The organism is Aliiroseovarius marinus (genome assembly GCF_004360145.1).
Classification (GTDB): domain Bacteria; phylum Pseudomonadota; class Alphaproteobacteria; order Rhodobacterales; family Rhodobacteraceae; genus Aliiroseovarius; species Aliiroseovarius marinus.
Window position 1 is genome coordinate 45,783 of the sequence record NZ_SAIT01000016.1, and the last position, 11,410, is coordinate 57,192.

Annotated in this window: 10 protein-coding genes, 1 tRNA gene and 1 pseudogene; 6 read left to right on the top strand and 6 right to left on the bottom strand. The window is 60.1% G+C overall.

The annotated features are described in order from the left end of the window. Nucleotides 1-41: 41 nt before the first annotated feature. On the bottom strand, nt 42-473 hold the full coding sequence (locus tag EOL43_RS13390; RefSeq protein ID WP_133489416.1) for an Lrp/AsnC family transcriptional regulator: 432 nt from the start codon (nt 471-473) through the stop codon (nt 42-44). A gap of 123 nt (nt 474-596) precedes the next feature. Here EOL43_RS13390 and EOL43_RS13395 point away from each other — a divergent pair, with 123 nt between their 5' ends. Further along, entirely contained in the window at nt 597-1,736 is a 1,140-nt protein-coding gene (locus EOL43_RS13395; protein WP_133489417.1) for a type III PLP-dependent enzyme, read from the top strand. On the opposite strand, the gene EOL43_RS13400 is transcribed toward EOL43_RS13395, so the two are convergent. Both EOL43_RS13400 and metF read right to left on the bottom strand, forming a co-directional pair. Then, nucleotides 1,733-2,212 (bottom strand): PaaI family thioesterase, encoded by a 480-nt coding sequence (locus EOL43_RS13400; RefSeq protein ID WP_133489418.1) that lies wholly within the window; start codon nt 2,210-2,212, stop codon nt 1,733-1,735. The two genes, EOL43_RS13395 and EOL43_RS13400, sit on opposite strands and share 4 nt — an antisense overlap. A gap of 106 nt (nt 2,213-2,318) precedes the next feature. Further along, nucleotides 2,319-3,185: a methylenetetrahydrofolate reductase [NAD(P)H] gene (gene metF / locus EOL43_RS13405; protein WP_133489419.1), complete on the bottom strand. Its 867-nt coding sequence runs from the start codon at nt 3,183-3,185 to the stop codon at nt 2,319-2,321. Between the two features lie 98 nt (nt 3,186-3,283). Between metF and EOL43_RS13410 the strand changes: the two genes are divergently transcribed. From EOL43_RS13410 to EOL43_RS13420, 3 genes are all read left to right on the top strand, one after another. Next, nucleotides 3,284-4,189, top strand: a complete 906-nt coding sequence (locus tag EOL43_RS13410; RefSeq protein ID WP_133489420.1) for a LysR family transcriptional regulator — start codon at nt 3,284-3,286, stop codon at nt 4,187-4,189. Between the two features lie 71 nt (nt 4,190-4,260). Next, nucleotides 4,261-5,046 (top strand): inositol monophosphatase family protein, encoded by a 786-nt coding sequence (locus EOL43_RS13415; protein WP_133489421.1) that lies wholly within the window; start codon nt 4,261-4,263, stop codon nt 5,044-5,046. A gap of 137 nt (nt 5,047-5,183) precedes the next feature. Then, complete coding sequence (locus EOL43_RS13420; RefSeq protein WP_240686557.1) at nt 5,184-5,324, top strand: hypothetical protein; 141 nt, start codon at nt 5,184-5,186, stop codon at nt 5,322-5,324. Nucleotides 5,325-5,399: 75 nt separating this feature from the next. On the opposite strand, the pseudogene EOL43_RS13425 reads toward EOL43_RS13420, so the two are convergent. Further along, a pseudogene (locus EOL43_RS13425) lies at nt 5,400-6,150 on the bottom strand (rhomboid family intramembrane serine protease). Between the two features lie 47 nt (nt 6,151-6,197). Then, complete coding sequence (gene putA / locus EOL43_RS13430; protein WP_133489423.1) at nt 6,198-9,641, bottom strand: bifunctional proline dehydrogenase/L-glutamate gamma-semialdehyde dehydrogenase PutA; 3,444 nt, start codon at nt 9,639-9,641, stop codon at nt 6,198-6,200. A gap of 105 nt (nt 9,642-9,746) precedes the next feature. Here putA and EOL43_RS13435 point away from each other — a divergent pair, with 105 nt between their 5' ends. Both EOL43_RS13435 and EOL43_RS13440 read left to right on the top strand, forming a co-directional pair. Then, nucleotides 9,747-10,220: an Lrp/AsnC family transcriptional regulator gene (locus EOL43_RS13435; RefSeq protein WP_133489424.1), complete on the top strand. Its 474-nt coding sequence runs from the start codon at nt 9,747-9,749 to the stop codon at nt 10,218-10,220. A gap of 47 nt (nt 10,221-10,267) precedes the next feature. After that, a tRNA-Leu gene (locus EOL43_RS13440) sits at nt 10,268-10,354 on the top strand. 62 nt (nt 10,355-10,416) lie between these two features. On the opposite strand, the gene EOL43_RS13445 is transcribed toward EOL43_RS13440, so the two are convergent. Beyond that, nucleotides 10,417-11,406, bottom strand: coding sequence for an ABC transporter substrate-binding protein (locus EOL43_RS13445; RefSeq protein ID WP_133489425.1), 990 nt, complete (start codon nt 11,404-11,406; stop codon nt 10,417-10,419). Nucleotides 11,407-11,410 lie beyond the last annotated feature (4 nt).

Consider the following 11,410-nt stretch of genomic DNA (forward strand, 5'->3'; position numbering starts at 1 on the left):
ATCTTTGTCCCTAAAATGGATTAAACTATATCGCGACAATCTTAGCCCAGCCGGTCGATCCGCGTCGAGAGGTGGATCAGACTTTCCGAGCCTTTCACCCCGTCGATTTCGCCAATCGCGTCCAAGACCTCGTCCAGCAACGCGGTGGAGGGTGCCGCCAGTTGCAGCACCATATCCCAGCGGCCCGAGGCCGTGTGGGCGGCTTCGACCTGCGTCAGGGTTTTCAAACGCGCCAAAACGGCAGGGGTCGAGCGTGGTTCGATCGAAATCAACACGGTTGCGCGGATACGGTCCCCGCGTGCCGCGTCCCCCAGTCGAAGCGCATAGCCCGCGATAATGCCTTTCTCTTCAAGGCGTTCAATCCGTGCCTGCACGGTCGAGCGCGCCAGCCCCAGCCGCCGTGCCAAGGTTGCCACCGGCAGGCGGGCGTTGCTTTCAAGCTGCGCCAGAAGTTCGCGGTCTGTGTCGTCCATGTGTCAGGTCTTTCTATCATTCTGACGACATTTAACCGGCATTTCGTCCGGAGTGCCACTGGAAATCGACGGCACGGATTGAGATTCTAAAGTTAGCGTCAACAGGATCCCGGAAATAAGACCATGAGCAGACAACCCTCGATTTGGCTGACCCCCTTGTCCCACCTCAAGACCGAGCGCCCGATGCAGCCGGTCATGTATTTCGCACCCGCCGTGCTGCAATCCACCGCGCGCCGCTTTATTGCGGGGTTTGATGGGTTGGTGACCTACGCGGTCAAAGCCAACGATGCGCCGATGGTGTTGGAGAACCTCGTGACCGCCGGCCTACAGGCCTTCGACGTGGCCAGCCCGGCCGAGATGTTGGCGCTGCGTGCTGTCTCTCGCGATGTTGAAATGCACTATAACAACCCGGTCCGCTCCCGGTCTGAAATCGCACAGGCCGTGGCGTTGAACGTGCAATCCTATTCCGTGGACAGTGCGCGCGAGTTGGACAAGCTGATCGCACAGGTGCCGCCGCAGGGCGTTGAAATCTCTGTCCGTTTGGCGCTTCCGGTTGACGGCGCCGCCTATAATTTCGGGGCAAAGTTCGGCGCGGATCCCGATCAGGCGGTCGCGCTGCTTCAGCATGCGCAGGCGGCGGGCTTTACGCCGTCGATGACCTTCCACCCGGGCACGCAATGCGCCGATCCGTCGGCGTGGGTCGCCTATGTCTCGCAATGCGCAGACGTGGCGAAACGTGCGGGCATCCACCTGCATCGCCTGAATGTGGGTGGCGGATTTGCCGCGAACCGCGGTGTCGCGCCGGACCTTGAAGCGATCTTCCATGCCATCCATGCGGCCGTCGTGGTCGAGTTTGGTGAGGATGCGCCTGAATTGGTCTGCGAACCGGGCCGCGCCATGGTGGCCGAGGCCTTCAGCCTTGCGACCTGCGTGAAAGCCATCCGCGAAGATGGCGCCGTCTATCTAAATGACGGGATCTATGGCGCATTGTCGGAAGCGCCGTCCATTGGTGTGCCGGACCGTCTGAAAACCGTCCGCGCCGATGGGGAGGCCCACCAAGGTGCGCTCGAAAAACGTGTTGTGTTTGGGCCGACCTGCGATTCTATCGACCAATTGCCGGACCCGCTGGCGCTTCCCGAGGATCTGGCGGAAGAGGACTATCTTCTGATTGCAGGCATGGGCGCCTACAGCTTTGCGACCGTCACGCGGTTCAACGGCTATGGTGCGATTGAAACCGTGACGGTGCAGTCGCTGGCGCTTTAAGCAACCTTCATGATGATACAGGTGGTCGAGCCGGTGGCATAAAGCTTGCCATCCTCGACGCCACGGATCTCGCCGTTAGCGATCCCCGTCGAACGCCCGGTGTGTTGGGCCAGACCTGTCGCCTCGATCATCATGCCGCGCGGGATGGGGCGAAGGATATTCACCTTGTATTCCAATGTGGTGTAGACCGCCCCCTTCGGGACACGGGTCATCACCGCGCAGGCCATCGCGCTGTCCAGAAGCGTGCCGTACCAGCCGCCATGCACGGTGCCCATCGGGTTACAGTGCTCGAATTCGGGGGTGCCGTGGAAGGTGACCTTTCCATCTTCGACCGCATGTAGGTGGTAGTTCAGCGTCACTCCAATGGGCGGTCCGGGCACGGTGCCATTCAGGACGCCTTGCATAAACTCCAGCCCCGACATCGAGGCGGTGACGTCAAGCGTTGGCAGTTGATCGAACGAGGTTGCTTGCAGCATGAAAAAGGCCTTTCCGAAGCAGTGTCCGGAAAGGCTAGGTGGTGAGTGTGTTCATGCAAGACTTACGCAGGGTCACAAGGTTTGTGACGTCGTGGCGTGGCCTTGATCAGGCAACTTTCGCCAGATTGACTTGTGGCGTGACGCCCAAGGCGTGGGCCACATCGCGGGTCAGGCTGGGTTTGTTCAGCGTGTAGAAGTGCAGGTCTTCAACACCGCCGTCGATCAGGTCCGAGCACAGCTCGGTGCAAAGCGCGGTCGCCAGAAGGTCGGTGCGGTCGTCACGCTCTGCCTTGTGAAAGGCATCGTCCAGCCAGTTGGGAATTGCGGTGCCGCAACGCTCGGCGAACTTGCGGACGCCTTTCCAGTTTTCGATGGGCAGGATGCCCGGAATGATCGGCACGTCGATCCCGGCCTTTTCGCATTTGTCGCGGAAACGGAAGAAGGTGTCCGCCTCGAAGAAGAACTGCGTGATGGCCGAACCTGCGCCCGCATCTACCTTGCGCTTCAACCATGCGACGTCAGCGTCCAAATCAGCGGCTTCGGGGTGGGGGTCAGGATAAGCGCCCACGCGGATGTGGAAGTCACCGGTGTTTGCCAACGCTTCGATCAGTTCAACCGAGTTGGCAAAGCCGTCTTCGCGGGCGGTGAAGCGATCAGCGCCTTTCGGGGCGTCCCCACGCAGGGCCACGATTTCTTTCACGCCAACGTCCGCATAGCTTTTCGCAATCGCTAATGTTTCTTCGCGCGAGGCCTCGACACAGGTCAGGTGCGCCGCGACGTTCAGGCCGTAATGCTTGTGGATCGTGCCAACCGCATCATGGGTCAGTTCACGCGTGGTTCCGCCAGCGCCATAAGTGACTGAGACAAAATTGGGGTCCAGAGGGGCCAGTTGGCGCACGGTTTCCCACAGGCGGAACGAAGCGTCCAGCGATTGCGGGGGGAAGAACTCGAACGAGATATTGGGCGTGGTCATGGCGTCCTCGGCGGCTGTTTTGCGAAGTTGCCCTCTTGTGCCTCATGATCGCTTGTGAGACAAATTCATAATTCTCACAAAGAACATGAGGTTCGTGCATGTACATCGAGTTCCGCCATCTGCGCACCGTGCGCGCCATCCACCATGCGGGGTCACTGGCGCGGGCGGCGGACATTCTGCACATCACGCAATCCGCGCTAAGCCACCAGATCAAAGGGCTGGAAGAACAGGTCGGGATGGAGCTGTTTCACCGGCGGACCAAGCCCATGCGTCTGAGCCCTGCGGGGATGAAGCTTTTGCGGCTGGCTGAACAGGTGTTGCCGGAAATTGACCGTCTCGAAGAAGAATTTCGCGCGCTGAAGTCTGGCCGTTCGGGCCGGTTGCACATCGCCATTGAATGCCACGCCTGTTTCGATTGGCTGTTTCCGGTGCTCGACAAGCTACGACACGCGTGGCCAGACGTGGATCTGGATATCCGCCAACGCCTTGCCTTTGACGCCATCGAAGCCCTGCGGCGCGAGGAAGTGGATTTCGTCATTTCGTCCGATCCGGTGGATATGGCGGGCATCACCTTCTCGCCGCTCTTTGCGTATGAGCCGCGGTTTGTCGCGGCAGCTGGGCATCGTCTGGCGGACGAGGATTTCGTCGTCGCCGAGGATTTCGAGCAGGAGTTTTTGCTGACCTATCCGGTAGAGCGGTCGAAAATTGATGTATTCACCGGGCTTTTGACGCCCGAACGGGTCGAGCCGCGCGGAATCAGGCAGGTCGAAATGACCGAGGTCATCCTGATGCTGGTCGCTGCGGGGCGTGGGGTTGCCGTGTTGCCGGACTGGGTTCTGACCGATGCAAAACGCAACCCGGATTTCGTCACAAAACGCCTGACGGAAGGCGGGATTCGCAAGCAGATGTATGCCGCAACACGCGACGAAGATACGATGGTGCCCTTCATGGCGCATATGATCCGGCTGTGCCGCTCAGAACCGGTGAAACTTCAGCGCGGTTGACGTCCTTTCAGGCTTGGCAAACAAGGCGTACGGGCGTATACGCGCCGTTTGAAACATCAGGAGTCCTTTCCATGCAAGGCAGTGCAAATCTGAACGTGATGATCAAGGCAGCCCGCAAGGCTGGCCGCAGCCTTGTGAAGGACTTTCGCGAGGTCGAGAATCTGCAGGTCTCGATGAAGGGTGCTGGTGACTTCGTGTCGAAGGCAGACATCGCTGCGGAACAGATTATCCGTGAAGAGCTGATGGAAGCCCGCCCCAACTATGGCTGGCTGGCTGAAGAAGGCGGCGCGGCCGAGGGCAAAGACCCGACCCGTCGCTGGATTGTCGATCCGCTGGATGGCACCACCAACTTCCTGCACGGCCTGCCGCACTGGGCGATTTCCATCGCACTGGAGCATAAGGGCGAGATCGTCGCTGGTGTGATCTATGACGCCGCCAAGGACGAGATGTTCTATGCCGAAAAAGGCGAGGGCGCATGGCTGAACCAAAGTCGTCTGCGCGTATCGGGCCGTTCGCGTCTGATCGAGTGCATCTTTGCAACGGGCTTGCCCTTCGGTGGCCGCGCTGATCTGCCGGAAACGCTGCAAGATCTAGCCCGTATTCTGCCGTCCTGTGCAGGTGTGCGTCGTTTCGGCTCTGCGGCTCTGGATTTGGCCTATGTCGCCGCAGGTCGCTATGATGGCTACTGGGAGCGCAGCCTGAATGCCTGGGATATCGCCGCCGGATTGCTGATCGTCAAAGAGGCTGGCGGCATGGTTGCGCCGGTCGAGGGTGAAACAATACTGGACAGTGGCACCATTGTTGCTGGCAACGAGCCAATCTTTGAGAAATTCGACAATTTGGTGAAAAACCTATAAGGTGAGCGCGGTTCGGGCGAAGAAATTGAGCAGCCCGACATATTTGTGCCGTAAATTTCGCTAAAGAGTAGATTATGATTATGTTGCCGCTCATATCCCCCAGATTCGTGCGCTTTGCGCGCAGCGAAGATGGTGCCGTGACCGTAGATTGGGTGGCGCTGACTGCTGCCGTCCTGATGATTGGTCTGTTTGCCGGGTTTACCGTTAGTTCGAGCGTACCTGAGCTTGCGAACAAGATCAGTGAAGTCGTGTCGAAACAGTCGGTCGGCCCGAACTAAGTCTCACGCGCGTTTTTTCACTTAGCTAAGCGCAGTTTGGCTGGGCCTGTTCTGCTGGGCCCATTCGCTTTGCATTCAACGCTTGCGTCGTCCGGTCCGGGGAATGCTGGTCCGGGTTAGCTTGTATTTCGCCTCGGGATGATCGGGGTGGCCCTCTGTGCGCGACCAGAAGCGCTGTGCGCCAAGTCGTAGCCAGAGCGGCAGGATTAAGGCAAATCCGGCAATGAAGCCTCCGGCATGGGCCCAGTGCGCAACACCGCCGCCTTCGACCCCTAGGGTTGATACACCATTGAACAGCTGCAATCCAAACCAGACCAATAGGGCGGCCCAAGCCGGGACGGGGATAATCTTGAAGATAATCACGATGATGAACAGCACATCGACCTTCGCCTTGGGAAACAGCAGCAAATACCCCCCCCATCACGCCGGCAATTGCACCTGACGCACCGATCATGGGGATGGAACTGCCCGGATCCGTTGCGAATTGCAGAAGGGCTGCGGCAACTCCGGTGGCCAGATAAAACAGCAGGAAGAGGACATGACCCAGCATGTCCTCCAGATTGTCCCCGAAGATCCACAGAAACAGCATATTGCCCGAGAAGTGCATGAAGCCACCATGCAGGAACATCGAGGTGATGAGCGTTTCCAGCCCAAAGCCATGTAACACGCGGGCGGGGATCATGCCGAAATCGATGAAGACCTCTGACGCGGCTGCGGTCCCGTAAAGCGGCCACATGTAAAGAAACACGACCGTATTCACCGCCAAGAGGGCATAGGTGATAAAGGGGACTCGTTCGGACGGGTTGTGATCGCGAATGGGGAACATGGGCTGACTTGACCCGATGCGTGTCACCGGGTCAAGTCATTGGCCAATCAGGCCTTGGTTTGCGCCAGCATCAGAAGCTCGGCATTGCCGCCAGAGGCCGTCGTGTCGACGCAGAGGTGACGCTCATGCGTCACCGTTTCCGCGGTTGGCGCACCGGTGATCAGAGGTAGGATCGCCCCCGGACGCTGTGCAAGTGCGGTCACAATCTGACGAGCCAAATCATCTGCGCCCCAGAAGATCACGCCACCGATCCCATCGATCTCTGCGATGGTGTCCGGTGCCAAATTGGGGGCCAAAACAGCGGTGCCGCCAAGCGCCTCGATCGTGCTTTTCTGCGCCTGAGCCGCTGTAGATCCCGGTCCCATGCACAGGAACGGCTCACGCGGATGGACCGAGAGTTGGTTGAGCTCTCCGGTCGGGCCAGGCAGGCGGGAGGATGAGAGGGTCGCGTTGCTCTGCGCTTGGGCGATCAAACTGGTCAGCTTGTCTGCGGCGGGCGCAGCCGCGCCGTCGTCCTCATGCTGCTCGGCTTGTTCAGGCTGACAGAACCGATCCATATACATCGGGCCACCTGCTTTCGGGCCGGTGCCGGACAGGCCCTCGCCGCCAAAGGGTTGCGAGCCGACGATGGCACCGATCTGGTTGCGGTTCACATAGGCGTTGCCCACATGCATTCGGTCACAGACATGCTGCACGCGGTCGTCGATGCGGGTGTGCAGTCCGAAGGTCAGCCCGTATCCGGTCGCGTTGATCGTGTCGATCACCTGATCCAGCTGATCCGCTTTGAAGGTGGCGATGTGCAGGACCGGGCCGAAGATTTCGCGCTTCATCTCTTCGATCCCGTTCACGCGGATCAGGGTCGGAGCGATAAAATACCCGCCTTCGGGCGCGGTCAGTTCGTGGGCGATGCGGCCTTCCAAACGCGCGGCGTCAACATAGGTCTTGATGCCTTGGAAAGCCTCGTCATCGATTACTGGGCCAAGATCCGTATGCAGATGCCACGGGTCATCTTGCTTCAGTTCGTTCATCGCGCCGATCAGCATTTCGGTCATGGCATCGGCCACGTCCTCTTGCACGTAAAGGCAGCGCAGGGCCGAGCAGCGCTGGCCTGCCGATTGGAAACTGGACGCCACGATGTCACGCACGGCTTGCTCGGGCAGGGCGGTACTGTCGACGATCATCGCGTTCAATCCACCGGTTTCCGCGATCAGCGGGGCTGACGGAGCCATATTCGCGGCCATCGCGCGGCGGATGATCTGCGCGGTTTCGGTCGAGCCGGTGAAGGCCACGCCGCCAATCCGTGCGTCCGAGGTCAGGGCCGCGCCGACGGTCACGCCGTCGCCCGGCAGAAGCTGCAGGACGTCCGTGGGGACGCCCGCCTTATGCAGCAGTTTCACCGCCTCATGGGCGATCAACCCGGTCTGTTCGGCGGGTTTCGCCAACACACCATTGCCCACAGCCAGCGCGCCCGCGATCTGTCCGGTGAAGATGGCCAGCGGGAAGTTCCAAGGTGAGATGCAGGTGAACAGCCCTACCGGCGCACGGGAGTGATCGTCGATGCGGCTGGCGTAATAGCGCAGGAAATCAACGGCTTCGCGCAGCTCTCCCATGCAATCCAGCCAAATTTTTCCCGCCTCGCGCGACAGAAGCGCGAAGAACAGGCCAAGGTTTTCCTCGTACAGATCCGCCGCCTTGTTCAGAATTTCAGCCCGTTCAGCTGGGCTAGCGTCCCAAGCTTTCGCGGCAGCCAAAGCGGTCTCGACATCCTCGGCGCTGGCCCATGTGATTTGGCCAATGGGCGTGTGGGTCGAGGGGTTCTTGACGGTGATCACCGGACCGCCCTTTGGCGTGCCCGCGATCAGCGGTGCGGCCGAGAAATCCGTATCCGCAAACGCCCCGCGCGCGGCCTCGATCTGATCAAGATGCGGGTCATAGGTCAGGTCCAGACCCATCGAGTTCTTGCGCGCGCCAAAAAGCTCCGGCCCGGTCGGCACGTGCGGCGCTTCAATGGCGAGAGCATCAAACGGGCAGGCGGCGACCTCTTCGGGGGTAACGCTTTCGTCGACGATCTGGTTCACGAAGGAACTGTTCGCGCCGTTCTCCAGCAGGCGACGCACCAGATAGGCCAGCAGGTCGCGATGCGCGCCAACAGGGGCGTAGATGCGGCAGCGGGTCTGGTTCGCATCCATGATGATCTGGTGCAGACGCTCGCCCATGCCGTGCAGGCGCTGGAATTCATAGGCCGCCGTGTCGATGCCCGAGGTTTGAGCAATGTCCAGAATGGCCGCCGCGGTGTGGGCGTTGTGGGTGGCGAACTGCGGATAGATGCGGTCGGTCAGGCCAAGCAGTTTCTTGGCGTTGGCAATGTAGCTGACGTCGGTGGCGACCTTGCGGGTGAAGACGGGGAAGCCGTCCAGCCCTTCGACCTGCGCGCGCTTGATCTCGCTGTCCCAATAGGCGCCTTTCACAAGACGGACCATGATCTTGCGGTCCAGATGGGTGGCGGTTTCATGCAGCCAGTCGATAACGGCGCCCGCGCGGTGGCCGTACGCCTGCACCACGACGCCAAATCCGTCCCATCCGGCAAGCGCAGGATCTTCCAGAACCTTTTCGATCACGTCCAGAGAAATTTGCAGACGGTCGGCTTCCTCGGCGTCGATGTTGAAGCCCATGCCCGCCGATTTCGCCAGCTGCGCAAGGGCCGAGACGCGGGGAACCAGCACCTCCATAACGCGCTTGTGCTGGGCGCGTTCATAGCGCGCAAAAAGCGCGGACAGCTTGACCGAGATGCCGGGGTTCGAGCGGATGTCGTCCGAGGTGCAGGCGCCCGCGATCTCGGAAATCGCTTTGGCATAGGCCATCTGATAGCGCCGCGCGTCGCTGTCGGTCAGCGCCGCTTCGCCCAGCATGTCGTAGGAATAGGTGAACCCTTTCTCTTCCATCTTGGACCCGCGCTTCATCGCTGCCCCGATGGTTTCGCCCAGCACGAATTGGCTGCCCATTTCCTTCATGGCGCGGCCGACGGCGGTGCGGATGACGGGTTCGCCCAGACGTTTCACGGCCCCCCGCAGGGCACCGGCGATGCCCGGCTCGCGGTCTTCTAAAACCTTGCCGGTCAGCAAAAGCGCCCAGGTCGAGGCGTTCACCAATGACGACGACGAGCGCCCAAGGTGTTTGCCCCAATCGGACGGCGCGATCTTGTCTTCGATCAGCGCGTCGATGGTCTCGGCATCCGGCACGCGCAGCAGGGCTTCGGCCAGACACATCAGCGCGATGCCTTCGTCGGTGGACAGCCCGTACTCGGCCAGAAAGACCTCCATCAAGCCGGGATCCGAGCTTTCGCGGATGCCGCGCACCAGTTTCGCTCCGCTGGTCGCAATCCGCGCGCGATCTGCGTCAGACAGATTGGCCGCGTCCACAAGGCCGACGATATGGCGCTCTTCATCCGTATAGGCGAGGTCATCAATCAATGTGCGCAGATCAGTGGTCATGTGGATCTCCTTACTTGTCGTTGTGACTATCATATCCCAAAGTGACTAGCCAAAATGACTGAAATTATGCTACACGGTGATGATTGAGTCTGAAAGGGTCGAAAAATGCAGGACGAATGGAAAGCCGAGTTTGATCGCTTCGATCGTTTGATTCTGGATATTCTGTCGACGGACGGACGGATCTCGATCACTGAATTGGCAGGGAAGATCGGACTGTCAAAGTCACCCACACAAGCGCGCTTGAAAAAGCTTGAGAAAACCGGCGTGATCACCGGATACCGCGCGCAAATCGATCCGATCCGCATGGGCCGCGACCACGTCGCCTTTGTCGAGGTGAAGCTGTCCGACACGCGCGAGGCTGCGCTGAAAGCCTTCAACGAAGGGGTCGCCGCCATTCCCGAGGTCGAGGAATGCTATATGCTCGCCGCCCACTTCGACTATCTGCTGAAGGTGCGTACGCAGGATATGCGCGATTATCGCCGGGTTCTGGGGGAGAAGATCAGCTCACTGCCCAACGTGGCGCAAAGCTCGACCCATGTGGCGATGCAGGCTGTGAAGGAAGATGGCACATCGGTGTGATCCGCCGTTGCCCCTGCCTGACTTTAGGGATAGGCAAAGGGGGCTATGCCCGCGTGGTGGAATGGTAGACACAGGAGACTTAAAATCTCTAGGCCGGATAGGCCGTGCCGGTTCGAGTCCGGCCGCGGGTACCAAGCTTTAGAAACGCGAACGGCGCACCGAAATGGCGCGCCGTTTTCTTTTTTGTATCAGAGAATTACTTCAGCGCGGCATCGGTGATGGCGCTGGTCCAAGCCCCTTCAGGTGCTTTGGTGATCACCGGATCCGAACCGCCGCCCAGCAGGGTGGCTACGGTGCGCTCGTAGGCTGCGACGTCCAACGAGCCGTCCGAGCCAGCGGTCAGCTTGCCGATTTCACCGATCATGCGGATCTGGTGGGTTTCGGTCTGGGCGCCGGTTTCGTCATAGTCCAGGATGATCTGGGCAGCAGCCTCGGCGTTTTCCTCGGCCCATTTCCAACCCTTCATCGAGGCGCGTACGAAACGCACCATCTTGTCGGAGAAGGCGGCGTCCGACAGGTTGTCTTCGAGCACATACAGACCGTCTTCCAGCGTCGCGACGCCTTGGTCTTCATACTTGAAGGTCACCAGCTCGTCCGGGCTGACGCCAGAATCAATCACCTGCCAGTATTCGTTATAGGTCATGGTCGAAATACAGTCGGCTTGGCGCTGCAACAGGGCGTCCACGTTGAAGGCTTGCTTCAGCACTTCCACCCCGGTTTCGCTTTTGCCATCGGTCGACAGACCCAGCTTGCCCATCCAGTTCATGAAGGGGAATTCGTTGCCGAAAAACCAGACGCCAAGGGTGCGGTTGGCCAGATCAGCGGGCGAAGAAATGCCCACGTCGCCCCAGCAGGTCAGCATCATGCCGGACGAGGCGAAGGGCTGGGCAATGTTCACCAGCGGAAGGCCTTTTTCACGTGCAGCCAAGGCGGCTGGCATCCATTCGACGACCACATCTGCGCTGCCGCCTGCAATCACCTGTGTGGGGGCGATGTCTGGGCCGCCGGGCAGGATGGTGACGTTCAGGTCTTCATCAGCGTAATAGCCGTTTTCGAGCGCCACATAGTAGCCCGCGAACTGGCCCTGCGTGACCCATTTCAGCTGAAGCGTGACGTCGTCTGCCGCGGATGCCGCGCTGGCGCTGACGGCAAGGGCAGCTGCGCCGATCAGTGATTTAAGTTTCATGGTT